The organism is Photobacterium malacitanum, assembly GCF_900185615.1.
Lineage (GTDB): Bacteria > Pseudomonadota > Gammaproteobacteria > Enterobacterales > Vibrionaceae > Photobacterium > Photobacterium malacitanum.
In genome coordinates, this window is sequence record NZ_FYAK01000002.1 from 528,835 (window position 1) to 544,501 (window position 15,667).

General features: G+C 38.0%; 12 protein-coding genes. 9 read left to right on the top strand and 3 right to left on the bottom strand.

Annotated elements, in window-relative coordinates; genetic code table 11:
- Positions 1-17 precede the first annotated feature (17 nt).
- From tyrS to PMAL9190_RS20305, 3 genes are all read left to right on the top strand, one after another.
- Positions 18-1,292 (top strand): tyrosine--tRNA ligase, encoded by a 1,275-nt coding sequence (tyrS, locus tag PMAL9190_RS07580; protein ID WP_060998458.1) that lies wholly within the window; start codon positions 18-20, stop codon positions 1,290-1,292.
- A 372-nt stretch (positions 1,293-1,664) separates the two neighbouring features.
- The gene (locus PMAL9190_RS07585; protein WP_087844612.1) at positions 1,665-2,777 is read left to right on the top strand and encodes a M20/M25/M40 family metallo-hydrolase; all 1,113 of its coding nucleotides are present in this window, start codon (positions 1,665-1,667) and stop codon (positions 2,775-2,777) included.
- Positions 2,778-3,082: 305 nt separating this feature from the next.
- On the top strand, positions 3,083-3,250 hold the full coding sequence (locus tag PMAL9190_RS20305; RefSeq protein ID WP_181314991.1) for a hypothetical protein: 168 nt from the start codon (positions 3,083-3,085) through the stop codon (positions 3,248-3,250).
- An 89-nt stretch (positions 3,251-3,339) separates the two neighbouring features.
- Here PMAL9190_RS20305 and gcvT read toward each other — a convergent pair whose 3' ends face one another.
- Positions 3,340-4,458 (bottom strand): glycine cleavage system aminomethyltransferase GcvT, encoded by a 1,119-nt coding sequence (gcvT, locus tag PMAL9190_RS07590; RefSeq protein WP_087844613.1) that lies wholly within the window; start codon positions 4,456-4,458, stop codon positions 3,340-3,342.
- A gap of 250 nt (positions 4,459-4,708) precedes the next feature.
- Between gcvT and gcvH the strand changes: the two genes are divergently transcribed.
- The 6 genes from gcvH to PMAL9190_RS07620 all read left to right on the top strand — a co-directional run bounded on the left by gcvH (position 4,709) and on the right by PMAL9190_RS07620 (position 13,994).
- A complete protein-coding gene (gene gcvH, locus PMAL9190_RS07595) occupies positions 4,709-5,089 on the top strand; it encodes a glycine cleavage system protein GcvH (RefSeq protein ID WP_065166716.1) in 381 nt (126 codons plus the stop codon).
- A gap of 22 nt (positions 5,090-5,111) precedes the next feature.
- On the top strand, positions 5,112-7,991 hold the full coding sequence (gcvP, locus tag PMAL9190_RS07600) for an aminomethyl-transferring glycine dehydrogenase (protein WP_087844614.1): 2,880 nt from the start codon (positions 5,112-5,114) through the stop codon (positions 7,989-7,991).
- Positions 7,992-8,118: 127 nt separating this feature from the next.
- Positions 8,119-8,949: a TnsA endonuclease N-terminal domain-containing protein gene (locus PMAL9190_RS07605; RefSeq protein ID WP_065173065.1), complete on the top strand. Its 831-nt coding sequence runs from the start codon at positions 8,119-8,121 to the stop codon at positions 8,947-8,949.
- Positions 8,939-11,077 (top strand): TnsB C-terminal domain-containing protein, encoded by a 2,139-nt coding sequence (locus PMAL9190_RS07610; protein ID WP_087844615.1) that lies wholly within the window; start codon positions 8,939-8,941, stop codon positions 11,075-11,077. Before PMAL9190_RS07605 ends, PMAL9190_RS07610 begins: the two co-directional genes overlap by 11 nt.
- On the top strand, positions 11,074-12,537 hold the full coding sequence (locus PMAL9190_RS07615) for an ATP-binding protein (RefSeq protein WP_087844616.1): 1,464 nt from the start codon (positions 11,074-11,076) through the stop codon (positions 12,535-12,537). The genes PMAL9190_RS07610 and PMAL9190_RS07615 overlap by 4 nt, the downstream gene beginning before the upstream one ends.
- Before the next feature lie 8 nt (positions 12,538-12,545).
- Positions 12,546-13,994, top strand: a complete 1,449-nt coding sequence (locus tag PMAL9190_RS07620) for a TnsD family Tn7-like transposition protein (protein WP_087844617.1) — start codon at positions 12,546-12,548, stop codon at positions 13,992-13,994.
- Positions 13,995-14,029: 35 nt separating this feature from the next.
- Here the strand turns inward: PMAL9190_RS07620 and PMAL9190_RS07625 are convergent, their stop codons facing one another.
- On the bottom strand, positions 14,030-15,022 hold the full coding sequence (locus PMAL9190_RS07625; RefSeq protein ID WP_087844618.1) for a PDDEXK family nuclease: 993 nt from the start codon (positions 15,020-15,022) through the stop codon (positions 14,030-14,032).
- A gap of 21 nt (positions 15,023-15,043) precedes the next feature.
- Entirely contained in the window at positions 15,044-15,637 is a 594-nt protein-coding gene (locus tag PMAL9190_RS07630; RefSeq protein ID WP_087844619.1) for a hypothetical protein, read from the bottom strand.
- Positions 15,638-15,667 lie beyond the last annotated feature (30 nt).

Here is a 15,667-nt window from a genome sequence, read left to right on the forward strand (position 1 = left end):
TGATTATTGGAGAACACATGAATCATTTGAATTTAATTCAGGAGCTTAAAGATCGCGGTCTGATCGCTCAAATTACGGATGAAGAAGCTTTAAGCGAACGTTTAGCGAAGGGTCCGATTACATTATATTGCGGCTTTGATCCAACGGCAGATAGTTTACACCTAGGTCATCTGGTACCTCTACTTTGCCTTAAGCGCTTCCAAGAAGCGGGTCATAATCCAGTAGCCTTGGTTGGCGGCGCTACCGGTATGATTGGTGATCCAAGCTTTAAAGCGACTGAGCGTTCACTTAACACTTTAGATATTGTTGCAGACTGGGTTACTAAAATCCAACGTCAAGTTTCTCCTTTCCTTGATTTTGACAATGCAACAAACCCTGCTCGCATGGTAAACAACCATGACTGGTTTGGTAATATGGATGTTCTAACATTCTTACGTGATATTGGTAAGCACTTCTCTGTGAACCAAATGATCAGCAAAGAATCTGTTAAGCAACGTATTAACCGTGACGAAGTAGGTATCTCTTTTACCGAGTTCGCTTACAGCTTGCTACAATCTTATGACTTTGCAAGCATGAACAAAGACATGGGCATGGAACTGCAAATCGGTGGTTCTGACCAATGGGGTAACATCACTGCAGGTATCGACCTAACTCGTCGTATGAACCAACAGCAAGTATTCGGTATGACTGTACCGCTAATTACGAAGTCTGATGGTACTAAATTTGGTAAAACTGAAGGCGGCGCTGTTTGGCTAGACCCAAGCAAAACTAGCCCATACAAGTTCTACCAATTCTGGATGAACACAGCAGATGCTGACGTATACCGTTTCCTACGTTTCTTTACTTTCCTTTCTGAAGAAGAAATTCAACAGATCGAAGAAGATGATCGTAACAGCGGCAAAGCGCCTCAAGCACAACGTATTCTTGCAGAAAAAGCAACGGCACTAGTACACGGTGAAGAGCAATTAGCAGCAGCGCAGAATATTACTCGCTGCCTATTTGAAAATGACCTTGAGCACTTATCAGAGTCTGATTTTGCACAACTAGCGCAAGATGGTATGCCAACAGCACAAGCATCTGGTGAAGATGATCTTCAACAAGTACTTGTTAATGCTGAGCTAGCAACATCTCGCAGCCAAGCGAAAACTCACATTTCGTCAAACGCAATCATGGTGAATGGCGAAAAAGTAAGTGATGCTTACTACGCTTTCCAAGATGCTGACAAACTATTTGGTCGTTACACACTTATCCGTCGTGGTAAGAAAAACTACAGCCTTATCGTTTGGGGTTAATCCTTAACGGGTAATTGTTATCTTGATTATAGATAACACTAAAAACCACCGTTACTAATCATAGCGGTGGTTTTTTATTACTAATAACAAGCACCTCGCACCATTCCGCATCCACTCACCTCGTTTGCTCTCTCCCTCGCACCTCGCATCTCGCATCTCGCATCTCGCATCTCGCATCTCGCATCTCGCATCTCGCATCTCGCATCTCGCATCTCGCATCTCGCATCTCAATTCTTTCCCATAAACACGATACCGCTAACACAATTTGATATTTTTATTAATAAATTGCCACTTAATTTGATTTAACCCCACCCTTTACTCGCCCATTTACGTTTACAGTCATAGCATTCCATGCCAATACGAAACTAAATTATGTCGACTATTAATCAACAACGCCTTATTAACCACTTTATTGAACTTATCAAAATCAATAGTGAATCACGCAATGAAAAAGCCATTGCTGAAACCCTAGCTGAACAATTAGGTGAATTAGGCTTCAGTGTCCATCGTTTACCTGTACCAGAAGCGGTATCTAACGGCTTTAATATTTATGCGCGTTTAGACGGTAACATCAATGACACTATCGCTATTAGTTGTCATATGGACACCGTCAATCCAGGTAATGATATCGAGCCTATTATTGAGAATGGCGTGATCCGCTCAAAAGGCGACACCATTTTAGGCGGTGATGATAAATCAGGCATTGCTGCAATTATGGAAGCGGTACGTTGTATTCAAGCAGACAACCGTGAGCACAAAACCATTGAGTTGGCTTTTACTGTTCATGAAGAAGGTGGTTTACAAGGCTCTAAACTGTTTGATATGAGCTACATTACTGCAGAGAAAGCGATTGTATTAGATTCAGGCGGTGCGATTGGTGCGATTGTAACCACAGCACCTGGTCAACAAAGCTTAAAAATCACAATTACAGGTAAACCTGCCCATGCTGGTTTAGCGCCAGAGGAAGGCATTAACGCATTAACCGTTGCGGCTGATGCTATCACCAACATGCGCTTATCACGTATTGATGAAGAAACCACAGCAAACATTGGCGTTGTTCAAGGCGGACAAGTGACCAATATTGTAATGCCTTCACTATACCTTGCAGCAGAAGCACGTTCTTTAAATGATACCAAGCTTGAACGCCAGACTGCACATATGATTGAAACCTTTGAGCAAGCTGCAGCGAAGCACGGCGCTCAGATCAATATCGAATCGAGCCGTTCTTACAATGCTTATCATATTGATGATAATGACCCACATGTACAAAGTATTATGGCGGCATTTAGCGCTAATGGCTTAACCCCGTTTACAAAATCAACCGGCGGCGGCAGTGATGCCAATGTATTTAATGGTAATGGTTTAAAAACAGTCAATCTATCGACGGGTATGAGTAAAGTTCATACAACAGAAGAATTTATTACTGTTGACGATATGACAAAAATCACTGAATTTTTATATACATTCCTATGTAAAAATGACTAATAACCAATACAAAATTAACAACAAAAACAAATAACTTACAGCGACTTACTTATTTTTACTCATAATTAAAACAAGTAAGTCGCCATATAGACAACAAACACTCATAAAGCCACGTAACTAATCAATCGTATTAACATTTATTATTCAGACTTGAAAATTATGTCACTACCATGACCTTTTAAAAAGGTATATAGTATACCTGTTAAAAACACAGCAGGATGCTTAACCAAACATGTGACTATTCTATATCCAATCATCTTATCTTAGATATAGAGTGCAACACCCTAAATAAAGAAGATTTAACGATGGATATTCAACATCTAACACCAACCGAAAAAGATCTGTTTATTAAAACATTAGCTGAGTGTTATCGACGTCTAAAAGCTGCAAAAATAGAAGCAAAAGAACTCACAAAAGATGGGTTTCAATTAATGTTCCGATCAGTTTATAAAGATATAAATAATATGACTTAATTATTTTTTATAGTTGAGCACTGAGGCGTACAACTAGACGCCTCAATAAAGATGATCAGCCACAATAAACACTTATCGGCTACGGACATCTATCCACGATAATAACGTTGAGCAACAAAAGGCATTTTAGTGACTGTCATTGGCAATCGCTTACCACGTACTTCTGCAAATAATACTGTATCAATCTCACTCGATGTCGGCACGACATAGGCCATGGCAACAGGAATCGCAACTGAAGGACCAAAACTGCCACTAGTAACCACTCCGACATAATTATCGTTCGCATCGAATAATAGGCTACCTTCTCGCACTGGTGCTTTTGTCTGACCAATTAACCCCACTCGCTTACGACTCACAGCTTTAGTCGCCATTTGCGTTAAGATAACATCAGCGCCAATAAAGCCACCACTACGTTCACCACCAGTACGACGAATTTTACTGATCCCCCATAATAAACTTGCTTCAATCGGTGTGGTTGTCGAATCAAGATCATGCCCATACAAACATAAACCACACTCTAAACGCAGTGAATCACGTGCACCCAAGCCGATCCATTCAACATATTCATTGGCAAGTAAAGCTGTCGCTAATGCTTGTGCATGTGAATTTGGTACTGAAATTTCAAAACCATCTTCACCAGTATAACCTGAACGGCTGACATAACATTCTTGACCTAACAGCTCAATACGTACCGCATCCATAAATAGCATCTCACGCACTTGAGGGTTCAATTGTGCTAACACCTCGACAGCTTTAGGACCTTGCAACGCTAATAATGCGCGATCGGTAACGACTTCCAGCTCTACACCTGCTTGTAAATGTGATTGTAAATGTGCGATATCTTGCGCTTTACAGGCAGCATTGACCACAATAAACAAATGATCGCCAAAATTCGTCACCATCAAATCATCTTCAATACCACCCGCTTCATTGGTAAAAAATGCATAGCGCTGTTTGCCTTCAGGTAAATCAATAATATCCACAGGAACTAACATTTCGAGCATTTTTGCTGCATTTTCGCCCCATAAACGTAGCTGTCCCATGTGTGACACATCAAACAACCCAGCTGCATCACGACAATGCAAATGCTCCTTTTTAACGCCTAAATTATACTGCACAGGCATTTCATAACCTGCAAAAGGCACCATTTTGGCCCCCAGTCTGACATGTAGATCATATAACGGAGTCTGTAATAAAGATTGAGACATGATGATTTACTCCCAAATAGCCACAGGCGATATCCAATGATTATTTCACCCTATCAAAAGCATCACTGGAACGGAAAAGCCAATGCTTGATATCTTGATCGCATCCGCAATATTGTTAAATAGCTATGACAACCTGCAAACGGTTACGTAGAATTTAAATCAATAAATTAACATTCGTAGCTTGAATCCAAATACTAACAATATTAATCAACATTGTTACTCATACAATCTTCCCTACAGGAGTATAAGCATGGAAACGACACTAAAATTTACAACCAGCCATGAGTGGGTACGTGATAATGGTGACGGTACTATCACCATGGGCATTTCTGAGCATGCACAACAATTGTTAGGTGATGTTGTTTTTGTTGATCTGCCTGATATTGGGGATGTTACTGATGCAGGAGAAACCTTTTCATTAGTCGAATCTGTTAAAGCAGCCTCTGATATTTATGCGCCCGTTAGTGGCCAAATTCTTGAAACCAATAGCGAACTTGAAGATAGCCCAGAGCTTATCAATGAGGAACCTTATCTCGGTGGTTGGATAGCTAAAATAAAATTAGACGATATGTCACAACTTACCGCACTAATGGATAGCGACACGTACCTTGCGTCTATCGCTGAAGTATAATGCCATCGCCAAGGAAACAATAATGACGTCTACTACATTACTTAGCATTCTTAGTGATGACTCTCGTTTTGCTCAACGACATAATGGGCCTAACCTGTCGCAGCAGCAACAGATGTTAGCGACAATTGGCGTATCAAGCATTGAGCAACTTATTCAGCAGACTCTGCCTGCGGCAATTGCATTACCTGAACCAATGGCATTACCAATACCACAAACTGAAGCTAACATGTTGGCTTCACTTAAACAGATCGCATCTAAAAATATTATCAATAAAAGTTATATTGGTCAGGGGTATTACAATACTTATACCCCAAGTGTAATTTTACGTAATATTTTAGAAAATCCAGGGTGGTATACCGCTTACACGCCCTATCAGCCTGAAATATCACAAGGCCGTTTAGAGTCATTGCTTAATTTTCAGCAAGTAGTGATGGATATGACTGGCATGGATCTCGCCAATGCGTCTTTATTGGATGAGGCAACCGCAGCCGCTGAAGCAATGACGCTGTGCCTTCGTGCCGGTAAAAGTAAAAGCAAGCAGTTTTTCATTGCCGCTAATGTTCACCCGCAAACGATTGATGTAGTTAAAACTCGTGCCCAATTTATTGGCATTGACATTGTTATCGGTGAGCCACAGCACCTCCAAAACTACGATGTATTTGGCGCATTACTGCAATACCCAGCAAGCAATGGTCAAGTTGAAGATTTGACTGATATTATTGCTACTGCGCACAGTAAAAAGACCTTGGTCACCGTTGCCAGTGACTTGCTAGCATTAACTTTATTAACGCCGCCAAGTGAGATGGGAGCTGATGTAGTGATTGGCAGTGCGCAACGATTTGGCGTACCAATGGGCTTTGGTGGCCCTCATGCTGGCTTTATGGCAACCAAAGATCAATACAAACGTACTATGCCAGGACGCGTTATTGGCGTATCAAAAGATACCAAAGGTAACCGTGCGCTGCGCATGGCAATGCAAACTCGTGAACAACATATTCGCCGTGAAAAAGCGACATCTAATATCTGTACCGCCCAAGCGTTACTTGCCAATATGGCAGCTTTTTATGCGTTATATCATGGACCAGAAGGACTTCAAAAAATCGGTCGCCGTGTGCATCACTTTACCGCGATTTTAGCTGCTAGTTTAAAAGATAACGGCTTTATTATTGAAAACAGCAGTTTCTTTGATACGCTCACATTAGTTACCGCAGAACAAACAGACAGCCTGTATCAACAAGCACTGGACGCTGGCATCAACTTACGCAAATATTCCAATAAACTGGGTATTAGCCTAGATGAAACTACCTCAATAGATGATATTCGAACTCTGTTTCATTTGCTCACCAATCAAGCTCTTGATCTAAGTTATTATACTGAAACCATTGCTACTGATGAGTTTGCTGCAATTCCTGAGCGTTGCCGCCGCCAAAGTAAGTTTCTGACCCATCCGGTATTTAATCGCTACCATAGCGAAACCAATATGATGCGTTACATGAAACAACTCGAAAATAAAGATTATTCACTCACCCACGGCATGATCCCGCTTGGTAGCTGCACGATGAAACTCAATGCAGCCACAGAAATGATCCCTGTCACTTGGCCTGAATTTAGTCAGCTCCACCCATTTGCTCCACCAGCACAAACATTGGGTTATCAAGAGCTAGTGCAAAAGCTATCAGCTAAGTTATGTACGATCACCGGTTATGACGCTGTCTCGCTGCAACCGAACTCTGGCGCACAAGGTGAATATGCAGGACTAATTGCGATTCAGCGCTACCATCAAGCCAATGGGGATCGCCATCGTAATGTATGTTTAATTCCAAGCTCAGCCCACGGTACCAACCCAGCTTCTGCAGCGATGGTATCAATGAAAGTGGTTGTGGTGGCTTGTGATGACCAAGGCAATATTGATCTTAATGATTTACAAAACAAAATTGATCTGCACCGCGAGAATTTATCTTGCATTATGATCACCTACCCTTCAACCCATGGTGTGTATGAAGAAGGTGTACAACAAGTATGTGAACGTGTTCACGCCGCAGGCGGGCAAGTCTACCTTGATGGCGCAAATATGAACGCACAAGTGGGATTAACCAGCCCTGGATTTATTGGCTCGGATGTTTCTCACTTAAACCTTCATAAAACCTTCTGTATTCCCCATGGCGGTGGTGGTCCAGGTGTTGGACCAATCGGGGTTAAATCGCATCTTAGTCCTTTTTTACCTGGCCATATTGATAATCAACACTCACAAGAAAATCAATATGCTGTATCAGCAGCAGCACTCGGTTCAGCTTCAATTCTGCCGATTTCATATGCCTATATTTCAATGATGGGTGAAGCAGGACTAAAGCAAGCTACCGAGATCGCGATATTAAATGCGAACTACATAATGGAACGTTTACGGCCTCATTACCCTATTTTGTATCGCGGTACACAAGGTCACGTCGCTCACGAATGTATTATTGATATTCGTCCATTAAAGGCTGCATCTGGTATATCAGAAGAAGACATTGCCAAACGCTTAATGGACTATGGTTTCCATGCGCCTACAATGTCGTTCCCTGTCGCAGGTACATTAATGATTGAGCCTACAGAATCAGAAGATTTAACCGAATTAGATCGTTTTTGTGAAGCGATGATCGCCATTCGCGAGGAAATTAATCAAGTACAAACTGGCGCATGGCCTTTAGATGATAATCCGTTAGTTAATGCTCCTCACACTCAAGCCGATCTGCGTGACGCTGAATGGACTCATTGTTATAGCCGCGAGGTTGCTTGCTTCCCATCACCACACACTCAAACCGCGAAATATTGGCCAAGTGTGAATCGTGTTGATAACGTATTTGGAGATCGAAATTTAGTTTGTTCATGTCCGCCAATAGATAGTTATCTTGATGAGTAATATAATTGTTTTGGCACAATAAAGTTTGTACACTAACAATAAAATTTGTACATTAACTGATTTTGGAACAATAAAGTTTGTACACTAGACTACAATTAGTTCAAACATCAGAATGGATGGACTAATTGTGGCTAGACGTAGAAAATTAGAATCCTTAGCTGATTTTCAGCGAGCATTAAAACAAAAATATGGCTTAGGTGAAAAAGAGTCCTACAAGCCATGGATTCGTGTTCAAGATATTCCTTCTAAAGGAAACAGCGGTAAGATTGATGGAATTAAAACTAATCGAGTCCATCATACTCTATCTGAACATGAATCTTCTTTCTTCTATCTTGCTGAATTTTGTGATTCTGTAATCGATATTCGAGAACAGTTTCCCTTATTACCCTTAGACTTATCCGTAAAAATAGCCCAACAATTGGATGTTTCTCATCCCATAATTGTTTCTTCTAAAAGTAAGGAATTTAATGTCATGACGACTGATTTTTTACTTACACGTACTGATGGACAATCTTGTTGGTTTGAAGCAATAAGTGTTAAACCATTAGCAGAGCTTACTAATAAAAGAACCGCAGAAAAACTTGATATAGAGAGAGTATGGTGGGAATTATTAGGTGTTCCATTTCATCTATATATTATGACAGAAAATAATAAAATTCAGTCTAAAAATATCCAGTGGTTTACTACTCCAATTCGTCAAAATAATACGACATTGAATTACTCTTTGATTAACGCAGCTAAGCTCCTCGTTCCTCAGGGAATATTATTAGTTGAGGATATCTGCAACGATTTTGTTCATAATTTAAATATTGAACATGATGATGCATTAGTTCTTCTAAAAATATTATTTGCCACAAAAGAAATAACAGTGAATTTAGATAAACCCATAGGAGAAATAGGGATTGTTGAAGTCATAAAAAATAATAAAGATATATCGAGACAGGTAAATGAATATTGAACTAAATAGCGTATGGCGCTTACATGATGTAGATGGTGTTGACGATGGTCTTTATCGAGTTCTTTCTTTCTATCCCGATGAAGGGTTACTCATTATTTTTAAACTCTTAGACGGAGGAAAACTTCAAAAACCTGCTGTTATTAACCTTTCATTATTTTCTCAGTTGGTAGAAAAAAAACAAATACTTTCTGATAGTTACCCAGTTCCATTTTATCAATTAGTTACTGATGATGAAATACCAAAGCCCCATAAAAACAAAAGAGATCTTCGTTATAAACAAATTAAGGACTTAGTTAACACCTCTAATTTTTTACTTGAATTAGCTTGTAATTCCCGTTCAAGGCTTGTTTCTAACCATGCAAAAAAACAAGGCATTTATATTCAAAGTTTACATAGGACACTTAATCTTTACTGGAAATATGGACAGGATATAAGTGCCTTAATCCCAGCATACAAAAATTCAGGAGGTTTAGGTAAATCGCGATTGGCGGGTAATAAAAAGCGTGGTTCTCCCATCCAATTGCTCACCCCAAGTATAGAAGCTCCTATTGGTGTTAATACAAACGAAAATGATAAGTTCATATTTATAAAAGCAATGAAGCGCTTTGGCGCGAAAGGTAAACAAGTAACATTTAGTAAAGTCTATGACCTAATGTTAAAAGAATTTTACGCCGACGAATTAATATCAGCAGACACTGAACAAAGAGAGGCAAAAATACCTACTTACCGTGCTTTTATTTATTGGGTGAATAGATTAATACCGAAGCAGGAGTTAATAAAAAAACAAACAACCCCTGGATATTTTGATCGTAATTATCGAGGTTTAAATGGTGCAGCTACAGATCATACTGAGGCTCCGGGTAGTTGTTTTGAACTTGATGCCACTGTACTAGATGTACATGTTGTATCGGAGTTTCGTCGTAATCACGTACTAGGAAGACCAACAGTATATTGTGTTATAGATAAAGAAAGTCGAATGATTGTTGGGCTTCATGTATCAATGGAATATGCATCATGGCGGGCTGGGCGTCAGGCTCTAATTAATAGTTTCACATCAAAAAAAGATTACTGCGCTCAATACGATATAACAATCGAAGAAAATGAATGGCCCTGTCATCATATCCCTCAAAGGCTATTATGTGATAGAGGGGAGTTTATTTGTAAAGAGGCCGAAAATCTTGCAGTCCCTCTAATTGGTCATTTAAGTATTGCTCCTCCATATCGTGCCGATATGAAAGGTATTATTGAACAGAGATTTAATATTCTAAATAAAAAACTAATACATGACTTGATGGGCACAACAAGAGGACGTAAGTATATTCGTGGAGATCGAGACCCTAGATTAGATGCGGCTTTAACTCTTAAAGAAATCAATAAACTATTAATAGATGCTGTTCTTGAACATAATAGTTCAGTTTTTGAAAATTTAGCAGGACAAACAAGTTTACTTATTGAATCTGATTTATCTCCTACTCCGATTAACTATTGGAATATACATATAAAAAAGCATCGTCATGCGCTAAGTCGAACTGATGAAGCACAAATGCGAGTAATGTTATTACCCAGAGAATGGGTATCTATGACAAGTAAAGGTATTAGACTCAATGATGATATGTACTATGAATCCGAACATCCAGAATATGACGATTGGAAAGTTATCGCTAGAACTAATGGCCACTGGAAGTTAGAAGCAAGAATTGATCAAGATAATTCATCTTTTATATATGTCCAATTAAAACATGATGAACCTTTTTATCGTTGTTACTTACGTCAGGCTTCTAACAATTTTAATAATAAACACCAAGCAGACATATTCTTTTTTGAAGACTGGAAAAAAATTAATAAAAAACAAGCCGTGCCAACAGAAAAATCAATTGAACGACATCAACGGCGAAATAAAATCATTCAACATGCTAAAGATGAGTTAGCGGCAGCTGAACCCTTAAACTCAAAGGCTGAAAAGATAAAAGGAATAAAAGAGCGAAGAAAAAAAGCTATTTTAGAAAGTCGAATTTCGCCTGATAATCTAGAATCATTAGATGAAAATCAAAGTTTACCGGTCAATAATAAAGAAAAAAAGAAAAAGATTATTTCGATGCTCAGAAGGAAAAAAGGTGATAACAAATGAAGCATGAAAAAGCTATTTATCATCAACCTATATTACCTGAACATCGAAATAATCCTTTAATTGAATCTTTACAGCCTAAATTAAAGGATGAATTACTTGCAGAAAAATTAAGTCATTTCCCTAATTGTCTTTATAAAGAAAGTCAATTGGATGCAATAGAAAGAGTTGAATATATATCTCGGTTAAAAGATTTAAGACAACCATTACCTATTTATATCGAAGTTTTCAGGGCTGTTGAATCAGCGATTAAAGAAGGATATTCAGCTAAAAACCCATTATCACCAACTACAATGAATTACCTGCATTATGCATTGGATGAACGTCCAGATATAGAGCCTTCGACAGGTTATTTCAAACCCAAAGGTTGTGGAATCACTGTAATTGGAGAAAGTGGAGTTGGGAAGACATGTATGCTAGAGCAAGTATTAGGTTACTTTCCTGATACAATCGAACATACTTATTATAAAAATAAACATTTGCCTATTCGTCAAGTTGTTTGGTTAAAGGTAGATTGTCCCGATGACTCTAGTGTTAAAGGATTATGTCACCGGATACTTACGGAAATAGATAGAAAGTTAGAAATTCGATCAGTGAAGCCTGCTAATACTATTGCTTCACTTATTAGTCAAATTGAAGCAAAAATAAAATCGAGCTTTTTAGGTATTCTAGTTATTGATGAAATGCAAAATTTAAATTTAGCTAAAGCAGGTGGAGCAGATCGCCTACTTGGATTTTTACATAATCTTGTAAATAACTTAGGGATTCCATTGTTATTTTGTGCTAATCCTCCATTTGACACCCTTCTAAGTAAAAGCTTAAAAGCCGCTCGACGAGCAGAAAGTAGCGGTTATTTTGATATGAGACTAATGGAGTTCGATTCTGAATGGAACCTTTTTATAGCAGAACTTTGGGAGTTGCAATGGACAAATGTAAATACTCCTTTAACTGAAGAATTAAGTTATAAGCTTTATTATTTATCTGTTGGAAATATGGATTTAGCTGTACGAATATTCCAAGCAACGCAAAAAATCTTAATTGGTAGTTTAAATGAACAATTAACCACTGCTGCACTTGAATATGGAGCAAGTATTGCCGTTCGAATATCGAAGCCAGAAATTAACAAGGTTAGGAAGGAACATAACATAACATTACTAAAACGAAAAAATACATATTCTATAAAAAACAATACTGAAGAAGTGACCAATAATAACATACCACTTAAACCTGAACTTCATACCTCTAAAGGTAATCTCATATCAATTCCAGGAGACTTAACAAGAGCTCATCATACCGAGTTTGCTGAAAAATTGGTTTCTTTGCGAAATTCTGAAATCCTTCATGAGGCTATTCGTGATTCTAATTTATTCCAACGAGCAGCAACTGAAAATGATCCTCTAGATACCCTCAGAAGTGCAGGAGTCCTATTTGAGAATCCTTTGGGAAAATTTACTGAGACCTAGAGAAGTTTATGGTATTGCCCTATCCATATCCTGATGAACTACTACTTAGTCGATTAATTCGATATCTAAGATTGTCGGGAGAACAACCATCATCATTCTGCCTACGCACCTTTAATTCTAGACGCGTCTCTCTTCACCCTTTTTTAACAGGAGGAATTTCACCTATAGCATCTATGACAAACGAAGATCCGGATACAATCCTGCACACACAAACTTTGGCACCTTTGTTTTTATTCTTTTTACCCAAATATCGAAATAAAATACTAACGAGTTTATTAAGTAATAAAGGACTAAATATATATAAAGATAAACCTTTACCCCCATTTAGTCGTAAAGGGTCTCGCATCTTGAAATGGTGCCCTATCTGCGCCAAAGAAAATATTTATAATTTTGGTATGTCTTATTGGCATCGTACACACCAAACACCAGGATTAACCTCATGCCATAAGCATAATGTCAAACTATTTTTTATTGAGTTATTTGCACGAAAACAACTAATGGGGAAATTACTACCTACTCCTAACAATGAAATAACTTATAGCTCTACTCTAGAGTTTGAAGTCTCTTTTTTTTGTCATGAGCTATTGAATAACTTAAATAGCAAAGAACTTAATATAAATCCAGTACAATTATATAACAGTCGATTAGATGAGCTTGGTTTTGTAACAAAAAATGGACACCTAAGAACCAATAAAATGATGTCTGAATTTACATCTTCATTAAAAAATTTACCAGATATGCTTGAATTATCTGTATACAAAAAAAGTTGTGATTATTATCAATGCACATCAAAATTATTATCTGAAAATTGCCATCATCATCCCCTACGATATTTGTTACAAAGTAACAATGTTTTTCAACATCTATTATTTAGTAAATGGTTATTTAAAGATGCCAAAATCATGTTGGAATATAATGCGCCACCTAAAAAGAAACTTACTAATGATCAGACAAAGAGCATTAATAAAAAAGTTGAACGGCAATGCTTAATATTACTTCAAAATGGTAGTTCATTATCAGAAGTGAATAGACAAACAGGGAAAAGTAAAAATTATTTAAAAAACCTCGCGTTAAAGAATGGAATTACCATAATGTCTAAACCTCACATTATCAATAAAGAATTACATCAACGAATAGTAAAACTAGCCAAATTAAACATACACCGCCGCAGAATTTCTGAACTATGCGGTATAAGCATAGGTGCTGTTGAGCAAATTATCTCTAGTAAGAAAGGATTAGTATCTTGGCGCAAAAAATGCAGATTTGAATCGAGGCAACGACGCCATCGTGTTTGTATTATACGGTATCGCCAGAAATATCCTCTCGCAATACGTAAAGAAATAAAAAAGAACTGCTATGCTAGTTTTATGTGGCTTTATAAGCATACTAATGAGTGGCTCGAACGTAACCTTCCTCCAGCTACGAAAGTGAAAAAGAATAACCGCAATAAAGCTTAGAGTTACAAAGTTTACTACGGTATTTAATTTTAAATTCAATCCTCTATCTTCTCAGCCTGAATCCCATATCGACCCATAGCCTTTAATAATCTTGGTAAATTTTTACCCCACTGATTAGAGATAGCGATAACCTCACCCGAATTCAAAGTGATTAAATCACTTTCTGACGAATGATAACGATCTAAACGGTTACTTGAGATTTGCTCAAAAATAGCAACTGCTCGTGGTAGGTTATAACCTTCAAGGGCTCGGCGGATTTCAGCTAAGTCCAATGGCTTATTAACGTTAATCCAATGTGTTAAAATCGCTAATGCTAATTTACGTTTATTGTAAACCTGCCCGTTAAAACGATATTTTGAGTAATCACGCTGTGTTTTTTTACTCGTTCGTTGTTCTACCTGCTTCTCTCTGAACTTAACCTGATACTCTTCAATCTCAGGAACAGGAATGATTTGCTCTGCATTGATTAAAACATCGCCATTGTAACGATATGGCGTTAATCGCACACAACTGATATCAATCCCTTTATCACGTAACCAAAGCACTGATGTTGTCAGCTCTTTGCCAAAATTAGCTGAAGCTAAAACAATACGAACATCATTGCCAAAGTCATCTAAACTGCTTTCATCCAAATCAACAAAGTCGAGAATAGTTTGACGCGCATTCAGATCTAACTCTTCTTTTTCGATATATTCTTCAAAGTAAGAACACGCTTTATCAAACGTCATCGTCGATATCATGGCCGCATAACGTAAAGACTGAAGCTCCATATGAGCCCCAATTTCATCACGTTTTAATTCAATTACAACCAAGTTGGCACTTTTATCAATAGCGAGTAAATCAATACGCCGACGACTGTCTTCCCAATCTGAAAACTCCTCAGAAATAACTAAGCAGTCAGGTGCAATAGCACCAATACAACCTTTTAACGCTTCTTGTAAATCTTGACGTTCAAGTAATCCCTCAGCTGCAAAAGTAGTTTGCGTTAAAGCAGTTAGGCTTTTATTTGAAATATTGTAAAGGCTCATATCTGATACCAATTAAATAAACTATCTTAAAGAAGCAAATGACGAAAAACCCACCACCCGACTTCTTGTTCCTTGATTACACAAATCTAATTCTTGGCAAATAATTTTATATATTTCAGGAGGAAATCCACCTTCAAAATTCCATTCACGTTCGCCGTTACTCATACGAGCAATGCCAGAAATATTTGGATATTTATTCCCTAATTTATGCTTCACAATATAGTTTGATAGCTGCTTGCTACTAACAAAATTCATTGGGCGCATTTCACGTAAAAGTTCTTCAAACTCCATTGTCTCATCAGAGGATAATCCATACATCGATTGAGTTTTACTTGTCTTATTCGATGAAATCAGAGAAGTTTTTGAAGTGTGACGCTTACTAACCCCCTTTTTATCCTGAACAACTGAAGCGTATTCAGGGTTAAATAAACGACCATCCTGATACAGAGTATGTAAAAAGCTCAATTGAGTTTCAAACTGATCGGAAGATTGAGAATGCGTAAATAAATATGTACCTTTCGAGGTTTGCTCAACGCTATCATAAAGCAAACCACGAATACTGAGAGTTTTTGTCTCTTTTCCTAGAGTAGAAATTAAATCTGTTAGCAATTTCATTTTATTATTTCAGTAACATAAGCCAAGACG

Coding starts and splice junctions, on each gene's coding strand:
- tyrS (WP_060998458.1), top strand. CDS start 18: ATGAATCATTTGAATTTAATTCAGGAGCTTAAAGATCGCGGTCTGATC.
- PMAL9190_RS07585 (WP_087844612.1), top strand. CDS start 1,665: ATGTCGACTATTAATCAACAACGCCTTATTAACCACTTTATTGAACTT.
- PMAL9190_RS20305 (WP_181314991.1), top strand. CDS start 3,083: ATGGATATTCAACATCTAACACCAACCGAAAAAGATCTGTTTATTAAA.
- gcvT (WP_087844613.1), bottom strand. CDS start 4,458: ATGTCTCAATCTTTATTACAGACTCCGTTATATGATCTACATGTCAGA.
- gcvH (WP_065166716.1), top strand. CDS start 4,709: ATGGAAACGACACTAAAATTTACAACCAGCCATGAGTGGGTACGTGAT.
- gcvP (WP_087844614.1), top strand. CDS start 5,112: ATGACGTCTACTACATTACTTAGCATTCTTAGTGATGACTCTCGTTTT.
- PMAL9190_RS07610 (WP_087844615.1), top strand. CDS start 8,939: ATGAATATTGAACTAAATAGCGTATGGCGCTTACATGATGTAGATGGT.
- PMAL9190_RS07615 (WP_087844616.1), top strand. CDS start 11,074: ATGAAGCATGAAAAAGCTATTTATCATCAACCTATATTACCTGAACAT.
- PMAL9190_RS07620 (WP_087844617.1), top strand. CDS start 12,546: ATGGTATTGCCCTATCCATATCCTGATGAACTACTACTTAGTCGATTA.
- PMAL9190_RS07625 (WP_087844618.1), bottom strand. CDS start 15,022: ATGAGCCTTTACAATATTTCAAATAAAAGCCTAACTGCTTTAACGCAA.
- PMAL9190_RS07630 (WP_087844619.1), bottom strand. CDS start 15,637: ATGAAATTGCTAACAGATTTAATTTCTACTCTAGGAAAAGAGACAAAA.